The organism is Streptomyces sp. NPDC045026 (assembly GCF_056432625.1).
This window is the reverse complement of sequence record NZ_JBWKIS010000025.1, coordinates 42476-59080: the sequence shown is the minus strand read 5'-3', so window position 1 is coordinate 59080 and position 16605 is coordinate 42476. Positions and strand designations below refer to the sequence as shown.

General features: G+C 68.3%; 13 protein-coding genes and 1 pseudogene. 9 read left to right on the top strand and 5 right to left on the bottom strand.

The features are described 5' to 3' along the window. The first annotated feature begins 32 nt into the window (after positions 1-32). Positions 33-2114 (top strand): alkaline phosphatase family protein, encoded by a 2082-nt coding sequence (locus AC07EJ_RS35745; protein ID WP_478885840.1) that lies wholly within the window; start codon positions 33-35, stop codon positions 2112-2114. Between the two features lie 194 nt (positions 2115-2308). Here AC07EJ_RS35745 and AC07EJ_RS35740 read toward each other — a convergent pair whose 3' ends face one another. Together AC07EJ_RS35740 and AC07EJ_RS35735 are read right to left on the bottom strand one after the other, a co-directional pair. Continuing rightward, positions 2309-3295, bottom strand: coding sequence for a hypothetical protein (locus AC07EJ_RS35740; protein WP_389485376.1), 987 nt, complete (start codon positions 3293-3295; stop codon positions 2309-2311). A 140-nt stretch (positions 3296-3435) separates the two neighbouring features. After that, positions 3436-3745: pseudogene (locus AC07EJ_RS35735) on the bottom strand (SWIM zinc finger family protein); the annotation flags it as partial. Between the two features lie 101 nt (positions 3746-3846). On the opposite strand from AC07EJ_RS35735, the gene AC07EJ_RS35730 reads away from it, so the two are divergent. Next, positions 3847-4818 carry an alpha/beta hydrolase gene (locus tag AC07EJ_RS35730; RefSeq protein ID WP_389485374.1) on the top strand — a complete coding sequence of 324 codons (972 nt, stop codon included), beginning with the start codon at positions 3847-3849 and terminating at the stop codon, positions 4816-4818. Between the two features lie 90 nt (positions 4819-4908). On the opposite strand, the gene AC07EJ_RS35725 is transcribed toward AC07EJ_RS35730, so the two are convergent. Continuing rightward, positions 4909-5859: a GlxA family transcriptional regulator gene (locus AC07EJ_RS35725; protein ID WP_393587346.1), complete on the bottom strand. Its 951-nt coding sequence runs from the start codon at positions 5857-5859 to the stop codon at positions 4909-4911. 71 nt (positions 5860-5930) lie between these two features. Here AC07EJ_RS35725 and AC07EJ_RS35720 point away from each other — a divergent pair, with 71 nt between their 5' ends. Together AC07EJ_RS35720 and AC07EJ_RS35715 are read left to right on the top strand one after the other, a co-directional pair. After that, entirely contained in the window at positions 5931-6581 is a 651-nt protein-coding gene (locus AC07EJ_RS35720) for an HD domain-containing protein (RefSeq protein WP_478885839.1), read from the top strand. Positions 6582-6760: 179 nt separating this feature from the next. Beyond that, positions 6761-7492, top strand: coding sequence for an alpha/beta hydrolase (locus AC07EJ_RS35715; protein WP_478885838.1), 732 nt, complete (start codon positions 6761-6763; stop codon positions 7490-7492). On the opposite strand, the gene AC07EJ_RS35710 is transcribed toward AC07EJ_RS35715, so the two are convergent. Further along, the gene (locus AC07EJ_RS35710; protein WP_478885861.1) at positions 7391-7705 is read right to left on the bottom strand and encodes an MBL fold metallo-hydrolase; all 315 of its coding nucleotides are present in this window, start codon (positions 7703-7705) and stop codon (positions 7391-7393) included. The genes AC07EJ_RS35715 and AC07EJ_RS35710 overlap by 102 nt on opposite strands. On the opposite strand from AC07EJ_RS35710, the gene AC07EJ_RS35705 reads away from it, so the two are divergent. From AC07EJ_RS35705 to AC07EJ_RS35685, 5 genes are all read left to right on the top strand, one after another. Next, the gene (locus AC07EJ_RS35705) at positions 7601-9202 is read left to right on the top strand and encodes an MBL fold metallo-hydrolase (RefSeq protein WP_478885864.1); all 1602 of its coding nucleotides are present in this window, start codon (positions 7601-7603) and stop codon (positions 9200-9202) included. The two genes, AC07EJ_RS35710 and AC07EJ_RS35705, sit on opposite strands and share 105 nt — an antisense overlap. A gap of 533 nt (positions 9203-9735) precedes the next feature. Then, positions 9736-11040, top strand: coding sequence for a phospholipase D-like domain-containing protein (locus AC07EJ_RS35700; RefSeq protein ID WP_478885837.1), 1305 nt, complete (start codon positions 9736-9738; stop codon positions 11038-11040). A gap of 659 nt (positions 11041-11699) precedes the next feature. Then, entirely contained in the window at positions 11700-12269 is a 570-nt protein-coding gene (locus AC07EJ_RS35695; protein ID WP_389491185.1) for a helix-turn-helix domain-containing protein, read from the top strand. Positions 12270-12535: 266 nt separating this feature from the next. After that, on the top strand, positions 12536-14002 hold the full coding sequence (locus tag AC07EJ_RS35690; protein WP_389491183.1) for a peptide MFS transporter: 1467 nt from the start codon (positions 12536-12538) through the stop codon (positions 14000-14002). 5 nt (positions 14003-14007) lie between these two features. Beyond that, entirely contained in the window at positions 14008-15165 is a 1158-nt protein-coding gene (locus AC07EJ_RS35685; protein WP_389491180.1) for an FAD-dependent oxidoreductase, read from the top strand. Positions 15166-15268: 103 nt separating this feature from the next. Here the strand turns inward: AC07EJ_RS35685 and AC07EJ_RS35680 are convergent, their stop codons facing one another. Further along, a complete protein-coding gene (locus AC07EJ_RS35680) occupies positions 15269-16585 on the bottom strand; it encodes an MFS transporter (RefSeq protein ID WP_478885836.1) in 1317 nt (438 codons plus the stop codon). Between the last annotated feature and the right edge of the window lie 20 nt (positions 16586-16605).

Below are 16605 nucleotides of genomic sequence, written 5' to 3'. Positions count from 1 at the left end.
CCTCGACTGTCCATGCCCCCTGAGGAGCTTCCATGTCCCCCGATCCGATCAACCCGACATCCGAGTCCGAGCTGGGCGACAGACCCGGGACGGCGACCGGCACCACTCGCCGTAAGTTCCTTCAGAGCACGGGGGTCACCACCGGAGCGCTGATGCTCGGCGCGACCGCCGGGGCGGGCGGCGCGTACGCCGCTCCGAACCCCAGGTACGTCCTGCCGAAGGGCTTCAAGGGCAACATGTCCGACCTGAAGCACGTCGTGATCCTGATGCAGGAGAACAGGTCCCTCGACCACTACTTCGGTACGTTCCCGGGCATACGCGGCTTCAACGACAAGCAGGCGCTGCGGTTCCAGGACGGCACTACCGTCTTCCAGCAGAAGGACGGCAGCGGCAACATCGTCACCCCACAGGTCGACGACGGAGCCTGGGGCAACGACCACGGAGCCTGGGGCGACGTCGACCATCGCAAGTGGGACCGGTGGGTACAGCACAACGGCGCCAGCTGCATGAACTACCACAGCGACACCTACATGGGCTTCTACCACTCGGTCGCCGCGCAGTACACCATCGCCGACCAGAACTTCTGTTCCGAGTTCGGGCCGACCGACCCCAACCGCAAGTACCTGTGGAGCGGTACCGCCAACAGCGAGACGGGCAACACCGATGAGTCCAACTACTCCCGTTCCTGGACCACGGTGGCCGAGCAGCTCCAGCAGGTCGGCATCGACTGGCGGCTCTACTCCGACAACAGTGGCAACGGGCGACAGGGTTACATCAGTACCTGGGTCGGCGACTACGGCGACAACGAGCTGAAGTATTTCAAGGGATTCGACCCGGAAGGGCTGAGCGCAGACGACCCCAAGCTGCGGCCCGGCACCGGACTGATCTGGCGCGGCAACGCCACGTACTACTCCGGCATGACCGCGCCGAACGACGACTCCGACGCGAACCTCGACTCGGTCCTCAAAAGCCTCGATGACGCCTGCCGGCCGGGCGCGGAACACCCGCTGCCGGCGGTCTCCTGGATCGTGGCGCCCTACGGCTGGTCCGAGCACCCGGGCGCGGACACCCTGCACGGCGAGCGCTACGTCAAGAAGACGCTCGACATCCTGCAGAGCAACCCCGACATCTGGAACCACACCCTCTTCATCCTCAACTATGACGAGAACGACGGGAAGTTCGACCACGTGCTGCCGCCGTGGCCCGAGCCGGGCACGTCGCGCGAGTACGTCGGCGACTACCCGCTCGGCTTCGGTCCGCGAGTGCCGATGCTGCTGGTCTCGCCGTGGACCCGTGGCGGGCACGTCGCCTCGGAAGTCTTCGACCACACCTCGACGATCAAGTTCCTCGAGATCTGGGCGGCCCACCTCGGCAAGCCGTTCCGTTGCCCCAACATCAGCGACTGGCGGCGCTCGATCGCGGGCGACCTGACCAGCGCGCTCGACTTCGCCCACCCGCAACCGGGGTCGGCCACCTTCGTGGACCCGCTGTCCGAGCAGTCGGTGCCGATCGCCGCCGACCACATGAAGCCGCGCCCGCTGAGCTTCCATCCGCACGCGACGATCTCGGAGGACCGCACGACGGGGAAGGTCACCGCCAGGATGACCCTGACCGGCGGCCCGAAGGACAAGGCCCTGAGCTTCCAGGTCTTCCCCGACAAGTACCAGCCGTTCTCCAGCACGCCCTTCACCGTCACCGCGCGCAAGACGCGCGAGTACACCTGGGACGCCAAGGCCACCGACGGCAAGTACGCGTTCTCGATCTACTCCAACGACGGGTTCGTGCGCTCCTTCGCCGGCCAGGTCGCGCCCGCCGGAACGAGGGACGGCGTCCTCCCGCGCGTGGAGGTCGACCTGCTGAACGCCGAGGGCACCAAGCACGAGGCCCGGGCGAAGCTCACGTTGCACAACGACGGCACCAAGCCGGTGGACTACACGCTCACCGCCAACGACTACCTCGGCCGTACCCAGAAGGTCACGGTGGCCCACGGCGCGACGAAGGTCGTCGTGTGGCCGACCCAGGAGGGCTACTACGACGTGGTCGTCACCGTCGACAGCGACACGACCTGGACGCAGCGCTACGCCGGCCGGATCGCCACCACCACAAAGGACTGACCGGCAAAGACATCCGCGGCGACGGCGCACAACCGCGCGACACTGCGCATAACTGCGCATAACTGCGACAAGCAGGGCCTCTTGGCGCTCGGTGTGGTTTCGACACCATCCGAATCGCCAAGGGTCCCTGCTTTCGTGCACCGACCACGCCGGGGCTGTGCGTGCCTCTGGGAGCTGGGCCCGTCGAAGCCGGATCAGGCGCGCAGGGTGACGCCGAAACGGGTCCTCATCCGCCGCAGTTCCCACAGCGAGACGGCGGTCACCGACAGTGGCCCGCCCAGCGTGGAGCCGATCTGGACGATGGGCGGGCCCCCCGGCATGCCGTCGCCGGTCAGGTTCAGGACCGCGAACACCCACACCAGCGCCATCGTGAGGACGGGCGGCAGCATCGGGTGGACCTGGGCGCTGTTGAATGCACTGCGGGCCGAGTACAGCGACGCCATGAAGAAGAAGGGAAAACCCCACGCGACCACGACGAGCGCGACGACGGCCAGTACGTATTCCCACCAGCTCTTCCCATCGCGCTCGTCGACGGTCAGGGCCGTAAGGACGAGGACTCCGCCGATAACGGCCAACGTCAGCACGTACCAGCCGACCGCCTTGAGCGGAGCGCGCAGCCGGGAGCGCAGATGCGGCCGCAGGTGCGGGGGCGCGTAGTAGATGAATCCGATGATGACCAGGGGCGCGGCGACGATCAGCACGAACGGGGCGATCATGAGTTGGGCGGCACCGCCGTACGCCGCGTCCTCCCAGCGGTTCGGGTCCACGTTGTAGGCGAGGATCAGGGCGATGGTGGCGGCGGCACCGAGCACCGTGCGGGCCAGCTGGACGCGGTCCACGGCGCGGTCCACGATCCGGCTTTCGCCCTCCTGCGCGAAGAGCCTGGTGGCGACGCGGTGCGCGGAGCGCAGGATCGCGGCGACGAGCCCGACGGGTGAGACGTACGACAGGCAGCCGCGGGAACGCCGGACGGCGGGCCGCGTGGGCTGGGGACCGTAGGGGTACGGGTTCGGGTACGGAGGCTGGTTCGGGTACGGGTACGGGGCCGGATTCGGTGGTGGCGGACCGTACGGGCCGCCCTGCGGTGGTCCGTACGGAGCGCCCCAACCGCCCTGGCCTCCCGGCCCGTTGCCGCCAGGCTGACCCGGGCCGTTTCCCGGCCCCCATCCTCCCGTAGCCATGCCACTCCCCCGTTCACTTTCGGTCAGTTGCTGTGTGTGTCCAGTGGTGCCACGGCGCAGTGTAATGGCGCCGGGTGACAGAGCCCGCGCTCGTTGCCGTCGCGCCGCCTTGCCCGTCGCGCCACATACGTGCATACCCGTCAGCGCTCCGGCGAAGCGCCGAGGCCGGTCGGGCGCCGACCGGATCGAGGCCGGGGATGCCGCGGGGCCACGAGTAGTCGTGGCCCGGTTCCGACTCGCACGCGTACCACAACTCGCCTCGGCCCAAGTGGAGTTGGACATGGCCGCCGGGGTGGGTGAGATGGCCGCACCAAGGGGGCGGAAGGCCGGCAGGTCGGCGGCGAGGAGGAGCGGGCGGACGCGGTCGAAGCGTCCGGCCGGCAGGTCCCAGGGCTCCTCGAGAACGGCGAGCCTCTCGATGCCGCCCTGCCGCCCTGCCGCCAGGCCGCGCCCGCCCTCTCCCGATGTTGCGCCGATTCGACGCTGCGAGACGATGGAAATGGCTCGGCGCTGTCCCCTGTACCCAAATCCGCCGAGACAGGAGGCGCAGCATGCCCGCGAATCCGTCGTTCCCGACCCCCGTCCTGGAACCCGCGGCCAAGGAGCTGGCGGACGCCACCTCACCGCACCCGCGCATCTACGAAGTTCCACCGGAGAACGGCCGCGAGATGCTCGACGACCTGCAGGCCGGGGAGGGCGTGGCCAAGCCCGCCGTGACCGAGGAGTGGGTGAGCGTGGACGCGGGACAATACGGCCAGGTCCGCGCCCGTATCATCCGCCCCGAGGGAGCGACGAAGACCCTCCCGGTGGTGCTGTACATCCACGGCGCCGGATGGGTATTCGGTGACGCGAACACCCACGACCGACTGATACGTGAACTCGCGGTCGGATCGGACGCAGCGGTGGTCTTCCCGGTCTACGACCTGGCCCCGGAGGCGAAGTACCCCACGCAGATCGAGCAGAACTATGCGGTCGGAAAGTGGATCGTCCAAAACGGCGAGGAGCAAAACCTCGACACCACCCGGATCGCCGTCTGCGGCGACTCGGTCGGCGGCAACATGTCAGCCGTGTTCGCACTGATGGCCAAGGAACGTGGCGATGTCGGCCTGGCGGCCCAGGTGCTGCTCTACCCCGTTACCGACGCCAACTTCGACACCCCCTCGTACCAGCAGTTCGCCGAGGGGTACTACCTCACCCGAGACGGGATGAAGTGGTTCTGGGACGCCTACACGAGCGAGCCGGGGCAGCGCGAAGAGATCTACGCGTCCCCTCTGCGGGCCGACATCGAGCAGCTGCGCGGCCTTCCCACCACCTTGGTCATCACCGATGAGGCCGACGTGCTGCGGGACGAGGGCGAGGCGTACGCGTCCAAGCTGCGCGAGGCCGGTGTGGACGTCACCGCGGTGCGTGTGCTGGGGATGGTCCACGATTTCCTCATGCTCGACAGCCTCCGCGACTCCAAGGCGACCGTCGTCGCACGCACGCTGGCCGTCGAGGCACTGCGACGGGCACTTCACTCCTAGAGGGCGTCCGATCCAGGTAGTCGGGGTTTTGGGGTGTTCCTGCGCCTGCCGGCGGTCGTGACCGAGGCGGAGACTGCGCCTGGGCGTCCGTCAGTTGGCGAACGTCTCGCGGTAGACGCTGGGCGGTACTCCGACGTGTGTCTTGAAAAGCGTACGGAAGTTGGCCGGGGTGCCCAAGCCGCAGTGGCGTGCGATGGCTTCGACCGTGAAGTCGCCGGATTCGAGGAGTTCGCGCGCGTGGGCCAGCCGGGCGTCGAGCAGCCACCGCATGGGCGGCAGGCCGGTGTCGGTGTGGAAGCGGCGGATCAGGGTCCGGCGGGACATGCCTGCCCGGCGCGCCAACTGGTCGACGGTGAGCGGCTGGTGCAGGTTCCGCAGGGCCCAGTCGTACAGCGCAGCGCCGTCGGACGACTCCTGTCGCACCGGCAGGTCGATGAACTGGCTCTGGCCGCCGGTACGGTGCGGGGAGGCCACGAGTAGACGGGCCTGCTGGTTCGCCAGGAGGGAGCCGTGGTCGCGGCGGATGAGGTGGAGGCACAGGTCCAGTCCGGAGGACACGCCGCCCGAGGTGAGCACCTGGCCCTCGTCGACGTACAGGTCCTCGGGCACAACCGTCACCCGGGGGTACCGCCTGGCCAGCGCCTGCGCGTACAGCCAATGCGTGGTGGCCCGGCGGCCGTCGAGCAGGCCGCCGGCGGCGAGGGCGAACGCGCCGGTGCAGATGGACACCATGCGGGTCCCGCGGGCTGCCGCCCCCGCCAGTGCGGCGGTCACCTCGTCGCTGGGCACGTCCGGCTCCAGGTAGCCCGGGACGATCACGGTGTCGGCGGACGCCAGGGCGTCCAGACCGTGTGCGACGGACAGCACCGGGCCGCCGTGCATCGGGACGGAGCCGGGCCGCTCCGCGCAGACAGTGAGCGTGTACGGGCCGTCCCGCCAACTCCCGAAGACCTGCATCGGGATCCCGATGTCCAGCGCGAGGACGTTCTCGAGCGCCACCACGACCACATGGTGCATCCCGTCCGATGCCCGACCCGTCATGGCACAATCCTATCGCTGCATGGCATCAGTGCCACTCTCAGGTGGGTCCGCAACGCGCCTACGGTCGTTTCATGGACACTGAACCCCGCCTCCTGCCGGCGCTCCCGGACACACCCGTCGCCCGTGCCGCCATCGAGCTCGTCCGGTCGAGCGAGAGCGAGCCGGTCGCGAACCACAGCATCCGCAGCTACGTGTTCGCCGCACTGCTGGCCGAACACGAAGGGCTCAAGCCCGGCGTCGACTTCGACGCCGAACTCCTCTTCCACGCCTGCGTCCTGCACGAGCTCGGGGCCTCGCCGTCGGCCCCGGGCCAGGCGCGCTTCGAGGTCGAAGGCGCCGACCTGGCCGCCCGGTTCCTCACCGAGCACGGCTATGGCGCCGACAGGACCGACCCGGTGTGGGAGGCGATCGCCCTGCACACCTCGGACGGCATCGCGGAGCGCCGTGGCGTGCTGGCCTACCTCACCCGCCGGGGCATCGGCGTCGATATCGGCTTCGGCACCGAGTTCGTGACCGACGCCCAGGGCGAGGCGCTCCACGGCCGCTACCCGCGGCTGGACATGGCCACCGTCCTGGTCGACGACGTCGTGCGGCAGGCCGCCCGCTCCCCGCAGGCCGGCGCCCGCTACACCCTCCCCGGCGAATTCCTCCGCGAACGCGGCGAACCCGGCGCCCTGACCGCCCTCGAACTCGCGGCACGGGCCTCCCGCTGGGGCTCCTGACGCCGCCCCCGCGCTACCTGGGTCGGGAGCCGACCCAGGTCTTGAACGGCCGCGGCCTCTCAAGACCGCGCTCCCACATATTCGCGTGATGTCGAGGGATCCTACGAAGTGATCAGCTTGGCCGGTCTCACGGGAGACAGCCGGTAGCGCCGTCCACGGGGGGAATGCGGAGGTCAGTGATGAGGAATCAACCCGAACCGACGCGGCCGCGCCGCGCGGACACCGACGCCGTCCGGCCTGCGGAGACCCACCTGATCGTGCTCCCCGGCGGCGGGTACGCGATGCATTCGGCTCACGAGGCCGAGCCGATCGTCGGCTGGCTGACCGGGCTCGGCTTGGCCGCCAACGTCTTCCGCTACCCCCTCGACGTGCGCCACCCGGAGCCCCTGCTGGCCCTGCGCGCCGAGATCCGGCGCCGTCGCGAGCAGGGCGCCGAACGCATCGGTCTGATCGGGTTCTCCGCAGGAGGGCACCTGGCCGGGCACGCCGCGCTCGCACCGACCGAAGACCCTCGCGAGTCGGTCCAGTTCGCCGTACTCGGCTACCCGATCACCTCGATGGAGACCGAGACGTACCGGCCCTCGCGGATCATCCTGCTCGGCGAGGACGCCGCACCGGACCTGCGGCGCCAGACGTCGCTGGACAGGCTCGTGACCGCCCAGTCACCACCGTTCTTCCTGTGGCACACCGCCGAGGACGCCTACGTCCCTGCGGAGCACACCTACCGTCTCGCCGCCGCCTTGTCCGCGCACGACGTCCCACACACCGTCCATGTCTTCGCGCACGGCCCCCACAGTCTCGGGCTTGCCTCAGGGGCCGGCGACGCGGCGGTCTGGACCCGGTTCGCAGCGTCCTGGATCGCCGAACAGATCGACGCTCCCGCCACAGGCACCACGGACCCGCACCGCTGACGACAGGGGCAGACTGCGCGGGTCGTCGGACTCCTTGACGAACCGGGCGGTCAGGCCGTGGGCGAGGACCTTCACGCCGTCGCGGACCAGCAGGTCGGCGGAGCCGATGTGGTCGGCGTGCGCGTGGCTGTAGATCAGGTGGGTGATCGGCTTCGAGGTGGCCTCCTTGATGGCGGCGGGCAGCCCTGGGCCGAGGTCCGGGGGTGCGTCCACCACGACGACGCCCTTCGCCGTCTCCAGGACCGGCCGCTGCCGAACGAGACCTTCGCCGGCACGCGCACCGAACTGCGTATCGACGGCGAGCGGTTCGTCCTCGATTACCCAGGGGACCGGCACCAGCCGGGCAACCTGTTCATCCACCTCCCGGACCGCCGGATCCTGACGGCGATCGACAGCTTCACCGTCAAGAACGCCCCGTTCTTCCGTCTGATCTTCGCCCCACACGTCCCCGCGTACTACGCCGCGATGGACCACCTGCTCGAGTACAACTTCGACACCGTGGTCTCGGGCCACATGGGCCTGTACGGCACCGCCGAGGACGTCGCCACGCATCGCGCGTACATCCGCGACCTCCGTACCGCCGCCACCCGGGCCCTGGGCGAGGTGGATCTGGCCGACGCCGCGGCCGAGGCGGGCGTGCCGACTGACAACCGGCAGACCCGGCTCAAGGTCTGGGCAGAAACAAGATCCGGACCGGCTCCGGTCCAAGGCCGTCGCATGAGCCGCAGCTGGGTCGCCATCTCGCCCCGCGTCGCCGCAGCACTGCGACATCGGGCACCAACGCTCCCCACACGCGAAGGTGTCGACACCATCGATCGCACCCTCACTCAGGCCGAGACCACCGGCCTTCGAACGGACCGATCGACGTGGCTGCGACCACCACACCCCCGGACACACGAAAGGCCGCCCTCTCGATCACGAGAGAACGGCCTCCGACCTGCAACAGTACAAGTCGGGACGACAGGACATCGGATGCATCTGTGGGCCTGGTCCATCCCTCAGGGCCCATCGCCGACGGTTGGCACGGAGTTCCGCCTTCCCGATCAGGGTAGCCGTAGGGGCAGCCGCCGACCGCCGATGCCCTATCTGGATAGGAGCACGCCCATGCGCCTCTACGCTCAGACCCCGGCACGTCGAAGCCGCCAGGTCCTCGCGGACCTGATCGCGGCGGCCCTGATCTACGCCACGGTGAAGCTGGCCTTGGTCGTGCACGACGCGATCGGGCGACTGGCAGATCCGGGCCGCAAGGCGGAAAGCGCCGGCAACAGCCTCTCCGACGGACTCGTCGACGCAGGGGAGGCTGCCTCGAAGGTGCCGTTCGTCGGGGGGCAGTTGAAGAAGCAGCTCGGGTCCGCCGCCGAGGCCGGCACGGGGCTGGCCGACGCAGGTCGTTCGCTCCAGGACACCGTAGGCCACGTGGCCACGCTGACCACGGTCGTCCTGATCGTCATCCCGGTGGTGTTCGTGCTGCTGCTGTGGCTGCCCCCGCGCCTGCGTTGGATCCGCCGCAGCGCCGTCACCCGACGCCTCGCCGCCGATCCGGGTGGTGCCGACCTCCTCGCGCTGCGCGTCCTCACCGGTTCGCAGCGCGAACTCGCAGCGGTGCCCACGCCGCCCGGCGGCCTCGCGGAGGCTTGGCGGCGCGGCGACGAACAGGTCATCGCCGACCTGGCGGCGATCGGCCTGCGGCAGGCAGGTCTGCGCGCCTGACGGCTCGTACGGGAACCCCACGCAAGAGGACTGCTGAGCCGCACATGCCGATCCTGCCGCATGGCTGCCCTCGGGGGTTCACGTGCCCGCAGTGCCCGCCGAAAGGGATCCGACCGCCGGGCGCCAGATGGCGAACCAGAGCAGCCCAGGTCAGGTTGTCGTCACCATTGAGTCGGACCACCGACCAATCCCGGGAGCCGGTATGGCAGCACAGCACCCGGAGCACCCTGAGCACCCGCAGTGGACGGGCCAGACGCGGATGGCGGCAGGGGCGCGAGCGCGACGGCATGGACGGGCCGCTACGCCAGGCGATTGTCGTTCCCCACGGTGACCACTCATTGGTCGACAAGCAGAGCAACACCCCGCGATTGCTCCCCTGACCAAGGAATCTCACGATGCACAGCGGGGACTTTAAGTGAATTTCGGAACAATCGGTGGAACAGTAGTAGATTCCGCTGACAGCGGCATCGCTTCTGCGGGCCTCTTACGGCAACCCGACTCTTCATCGTCAACACCCCAGCGAAGGGCCGCCCATGAAGCGAACGTTCACGTTAATCACCGCGCTGGTCGTCACCGTGCTGTCGCTGACACCGGCGCACGCCGCGGTCAAGAAGCCCAAGTCCCCGCTCAGTTGCGAGTCCCGGACGTTCACCTCCAGCCCGGGGCCGCGCTTCAACGACCCGGAGGACCCCGCCGCCCAGATGGAGATCATGGGCCCGATCATCGACTCGATCAACAGCGCCAGCTGCGGGCAGACCATACGCGTCGCCATGTACTCGATCGGCAACTCACAGCCGGGCCCGGACTTCGCCAACGCCCTGATCGCCGCGCACCAGCGCGGCGTCATCGTCAAGGCGCTGATGGACTCTCACAGCGACAATGCGACCTGGCAGTCGATGGTCACCGAGTTGGGCAACGACCCGCGAGCCTCCAGCTTCGCCGCGCTGTGCCCGGGCGGCTGCCTGACCCACTACGCCGGCTCCGCCCTGCACGCGAAGTACTACATGCTCAGCGGTGGGAGCGATGCGAACAGGACAGTGACCGTCAGCAGCGCGAACCCCACCTCCGCCCAGGCCAGCACCGCGTGGAACAGCAGCGCCACCGTCAAGGGCAACGTCGACCTGTACAACTCCTACGTCAGCTACTTCACCGCCATGGCCAAGGGGGCGCTCAATGGCCCGGGCCCGCTGGCACCCGACTACTACAACTCCACCGGCGCAACGGCCGCCAGGAAACTGTCCCCGCCCTCCTACCAGTGGCCCAAGGCGCGCACCAGAAGCGACACCTGGGTCGACTTCCTGAACAACATCAAGGCGCCGGCCACGATCAACATCGCCATGTTCCAGTGGACTTCTCACGGGCAGTCGGGCGACACGAACTATCTGGAGCTGCCGAAGAAGCTGGTGAGCCTGGCAGGAACCGGCGTCAAGATCCACATCCTCATCACCGCCGGCCAGGTCGATGACAGCGTGCAGAGTTACCTGAAGAACCGGCCGAATATCGACATGCACGACACCAGTCACGGCACCGACGCGAACGGCAACGCTCTGCACTACACGCACGACAAATACATGATGGTCAGCGGCGGTTACGCGGGTACGGCCGGCTCCAGGCTCGTGTTCGTCGGCTCCTCGAACTGGACGAGCAACGGCATCTGGCACAACGACGAGTCGGACCTGAAGCTGATCGGCCAGTCCGACTACGACACGTTCATGTCGGACTGGCAGAACCAGTACGACCGCTGCTGCGGAACGGCGGCGCAGCAGTTGAGCGCCGAGAAGCGCGCCGAGAATACGGCACGAGAGATTCCCATCGATCCGAGGCAGGTCCAGGAATAGGCACACTCGGCCCGAACAGCGCCGGCGAGCTCCAACCTGGGCAGTCTGACGGGTAGTTGGGGTGAGTGGCGCCCAGACGTGAAGATGCTCCTGGTGGACGAGGTCACGACCAAGATCGCCTGTCCACCAGGAGCTTCCGCGTGCGTCTGCCCAGCCGATCGAGTCCGCCCAGACCCACTGACGTGCCGTGAACGCGTGCCGTGAACGCACCCCCGCCTGGCCGCCCTGGTGCGGGCCGGCGCCTGCCTCGAGCGCGGTCAGGTCGATCGTCCGGACCGGCAATGTAGCCGTCGAGCGACATCCACCGCCGCGGACTTCTCCTGAGCGGCCCGGTGAGCGAAGTGAAGAGGCTTCGCTTCGGGCGGGCGCGGCGCAGCGCAGCGCGAGGCGGCATGCCCACCCCATCGACAGGTCTTGACGATTGCTCGAACTGGCCGGCGTGGGCCATCAGCGGTACGGGCGGCGCAGCCTTTCTCGCCTCCGCTGTCCATGGGCCGGCCGCCTTGCGCTCGCCAACACCGAACCGGCCTGAACGGTGCACCAGTTCAGCTGACGAGCCTGACGACAGATCGCGGCCGGCGCACCGCCAGTCATGATCAAGCGTACTGGGAGAATAATTTTTTGAGACAAAACTCAAAGCCTCGTGTAGCGTCGCCGACATGTTCGAGACTGAAGAGTCTGACCTCACGCTCGGAGACCGCCTCCGGCGTCGCCGGAAAGCTCTCCAACTGACGCTGCAACAGGTTTCGGAAGCCACCGGCATCACTGTCGGCTACCTGTCGCAGCTTGAGCGCGGGCGCGCCAACGGGAGCGTCAGTACCTTGCAGAAGATTTGCGGCGTACTGAAGCTCAACGTCGGTGATCTCTTCGCGTCCAGCAGTACGCCGACACGGCCGGTTCTGCGTTTCGCGGACGCCACCAGTCGGCAGTTCGGCAACAAGGCGTCCAAGTTCAAGCTGACCCCGGCGCATTTCGACCACCTCGAAGTGCTCCTCGGCACCTTTGAGCCCGGCGGCGACACCGGCACCGACCAGTACACGCACGGCGCTTCCGAAGAGCTCCTCGTGGTACTGGAGGGCCAGGTCGAACTCCAGGTCGGCACCACCACCCACACCCTCGGCCCGCTCGATTCCGTGAGCTACAACAGTGGTCACCCCCACAAGGTCATCGAACGCACGGGCACACACCCCGCCAAGGTCATGTGGGCCATGGCGCCCCCCACGTACTGACCCGCACACCTCATGTCACTCCGGCGTGGTCATGTCCGTCGCGGGACCGGAGTCGCCTGTGCGAGGGGCCCAGGGGCCGCACCGTTCACGCGCGTCCCGCCGACCCTGAGCTTCCACACGATCCCGTTCAGGTCCGCCGAATCGCCCAACCGCCTGCGACCACCCAACACCAGGCGGACGAGCCCCGTTCGGGCACCGGCACATCACGGCGACGTAGCACTCGGCAACAGCCCACGATCATGTGACGAGACATCCTAGGAGTCGTTTTGGCCGTTACGTCCCCGCAGCGCGCCCAGAATTCGAAGTCCGAACTCCGGGGCGTCGGAGGAATGGCGTTCACGGAACTTTGGGAACGCTTCTCCTTCTACGGCCTGCAGAGCATCCTCGCTTTCTACCTCCTTGACGCATTGAGCCAAGGAGGGCTCGCCCTTCCCGACGCCGCAGCGGTCGGCATCACGGGCGCCTATGGCGGTGCCGTCTACCTGGCCCAACTGGTGGGTGCCTGGGCCGGTGAGCGCCTGGTCAGTCCCCATCGGCTCGTCCTCGGTGGCGGCATCGTCATCGCCCTGGGCCACATCGTGCTCGCCGTCACGCCGGGGCTGCTCGGGCTCGGCACGGGTCTCGTCCTGATCGTCCTCGGCACGGGCGCCTTGAAGACCAACATCACCTCCATTGTGGGCTTCGTCCTCGCGAGCGAGAGTGCAGCCAAGAAGGACGCCGGCTTCTCGTACTTCTACATGGCGATCAACACGGGAGCCGTCCTCGGCCCGTTGACCACGGGCCTCGCCCAGAACCAGTGGGGCTTCCACGTCGGGTTCGGGCTCGCCGCGGTCGGCATGGTCATCGCCCTCGTCCAGTACGTCCGTTCGGCGCGTTTCCTGCCTCCTCGTGCCGGCCAGGTCAGCAACCCGCTGCCCGCGGCAGCACTGCGCAAAGCCCTCTGCATCACTGTCGCCGCGATCGTGGTCATCGCCCTGGCGGCCCTGTCCGGCCTTCTCAAGGCCGAGCGGCTCTCCATGATCGTCACGGTGGGGACCCTCCTCACCGCCGCCGCCTACTTCACGCTCATCCTGCGCTCGGAAACGGTGACGTCTTTCGAGCGCCGCCGCGTGCGCTCCTACATCCCACTGTTTCTCGGCGCGTCCCTGTATTTCGGGCTGCTCTTCGCGAAGTTCACGGCAATCTCCCTGCTGGTCAAGAGCCGCGTGGATCTCAGCATCGGCGACTGGTCGTTCCCCGTCGGCTGGATCACCATGATCTCGTCCGCGTCCGGCGTGGCCATGCTCCCGATCGGCGCCGCCATCTGGAAGAAGATGGGGGCACGTCAGCCGAAGGCCGGTACCAAGTTCGCCATCGGTCTCGTGCAGATAGGCCTGGGCTTCGCGTTCATTCTGGTGATCTCCGCACTGTTCGACGGCACCACGATTCCGTTCCCCTACGTCGCCGTATTCATGTTCATCATGGGAAGCTCCGAGATCTTTGTCGGGCCCATCGGCCTCTCCCTGGCCACGCAGATCGCGCCGAAGGCCTTCACCGCGCAGATGGTCGCCATCAACTTCCTCACGCTGGCTCTCGGTTCCTCCCTCTCGGGCCTGCTGGGGCAGTACTTCACCGCCGTCTCGAACAACACCTACTTCCTGACCCTCGCGCTCGGAGCAGTCGCTGCGGGCCTGTCCCTGTACGCGTTCCGCAGGCCCGTCCACCGCAGCCTGTACGCCGGAATCGAGGCCTGACCCCCATGCCCACTCCTCGCATCGCCGTGATCGGAACGGGAACCATCGGAGCACAGACGCTCTGGCAACTTGCCAAACACGGTGCCGACGTGACCGGCTACGAACTCTTCAGCCCGGGACACTCACGCGGAGCCGCCGGCGGCGAAACCAGGCTGTTCCGCCACATCGACGTAGAACACCTCGAGTACCTGCCCATCACCGACCGGGCCGACCTCATATGGCGCGAGCTCGAAAAGGAATCCGGACGCACGCTGCGCAACCTGACCGGCGCCCTCGCCATCGGGAGCACCGCCAGCCCCGCGACGCACACCGCACTCGAGAGCGCGGCCCTTCTCGGCAGCCGCGCCGAGGTGCTCAGTCGCGAGGAAGCACAGCTGCGTTTCCCGCAATACCGGCTGCACGAGGACGAGATAGCGATCCTCGACAAGGGCGCCGGCATCATCTTCCCCGAACGCACCGTACGTACCGCCGCGGACGCGGCCGTCGCACGCGGCGCACGGATCCTGCGCGAATGCCGTGTCACGGCCATCAACCAAGTCGGCAGCCAGGTCGACATCGTGACCGACGAGGGGACGGAACGCTACGACCGAGTCGTCGTCGCGGCCGGCGCGTGGACCGCCACCCTCTTGCCGGGCATGGCCCCGTACCTCGCGACGCGGCGCCTCATCTCCTCGTGGTACCTGCCCAAGGCCGGCAGCACGCTCGACGGCATGCTCCCCTACCTGCGCACGGAACCCGACTACTCGTACGGGCTGCCGACCGCGGACGGTCTGGCCATGAAGCTCGGCGTCGGATTCCGCGACCACCTGCCCGTCGAGTCCCCGGACACCGCGCCGCTGCGCATCACCGACGAGGACCTCGAGCCCATCCGCGCCGTCGCGCGGGACCTCTTCCCGATACTGGAGGACTACCCGATGCGTGCCCAGGCCTACTTCGAGGCCTACACGCATTCACGCATCGAGTTCATGCGCGAACACCCGCGCATGCCCTCGGTCTTCGTCTGTGCCGGTTTCTCCGGCAAGGGCTTCAAGAACGCACCGGTCTTCGGCGAGCTCGCCGCCCGAGCGGTCCTCGGCCTGCCACCGAAGAACGACAGCATGGCTTTTATCCTCAACGCCGAGCATCCGACCCACACGGTATCCGCCCACGCACCATCCCTTTAAGGACTCCTAACACAATGAGCTACCGGGAATGACTGTCTGTCAGAGAGGCGTGGGGGTGGGGGTGGGGTGCGTGATGGCTCGCGGCCGACCCGACCTGCGACGGTTACTGAGCAGGAAAACTACACGCATGCTGTTCGGTGCCGGTCTCTGATCCCGTTGAGTAGTTCGGGACGGGGACCGCGGAGGTAGGCGGGTGCCAGGTGAGAATCCAGCCGGCGGTGAGCGCCGCCGCGCCGCCTGCCAGGGCGATTGCGCCGCCTGTTCCGATGCCTGCGGCCACCGAGCCGAAGCAGGCCGGCCCGACGCCCTGCAGCGTCATGCTTCCGGAGCCGAGCAGACCGAAGGCCTGGCCCTGGCCATCCTGCGGCAGGGCGTCCAGGAACGGCCGTTGCAGGCCGAGACCGTAGGCGAATCCGAAGCCGCAGAGCAGCAGCAGACAGGACGAGACGCCCACTCCGGGCTCGGCGGCGAAGCCGACCAGCGACAGTCCCATCAGCGCAATCAACGGGACCACCAGTCGCTCCCGGGTGGGTGGCCGTAGCAGTCGACCCACCAGCAGGTCACCGACAAGCATGCCGACCGGCAGACAGCCCATCAGCACCGCGTACCAGCCGGGCGCGAAGTGGCGTCCTCCCGCGTAGGCGACGATCAGGCCTTCCGCGCCCGCTACGAACGCGGACGGTAGCCACTGGGCCAGCATCAGTCGTCGCACCGTGCGTCCGCGCAGCAGCAGGCCGGCACCGTGCAGGCTTGCCCGGACGGCCCCGCCATCGCCCCGAGCGCTGCCGGGTGTGCCGCCGAACTCTCCCGGCTGCAGCCTGGGTAGCCGGATGCGGATAGCGAGCGCGCAGCCGAGGTAGAGGGCGGCGCTTACCGCGAGTGCCCGGTGCGGGCCGAGTGCCGCGACGGCCGCACCTCCCAGCGCCAGACCGAACAATTGCGCGCCGGAGGCAGCGATGTTGTTCAGTGAACGGCCCAGCACATAGGCGTCGCCCTCCAGCCACTGCGCGACCAGCCGACTCGACGCGCCGCTGAACACCGGTGTGGCGAGGGCGACCAGCGCCACGACACCGAGGCTTGCCCCGATCGGCATCCGCACCAGGGCGAGCAGCAGGGCGGCGGCGCACTCCAAGGCGTAGCCGCTGGCGATGAGCGCGCGGGGCGGCAGTTGGTCGGCCAGTGAGCCCAGCAGCAGCGAGCCGAACAACTGCGGGAGAAAGCCGATGCCGAAGGCCAGTGCGCTCAACAGCGCGGAGCCGGTGGCCGCGAAGACCAGCACCGAGAACGTGGTGATCCGCAGCGAGCCCGCAGTGATCGCGACGGTGCGGGTCGAGAAGAGCAGCCGGAATCGCGGCTCGGCCAGCACCTCTCGGTAGGTGGCACGGTGGTTGCCCTGCGCGGGCTCGGCGGTTGGGGTCATGACGCCCAGCCTCGCCGTGC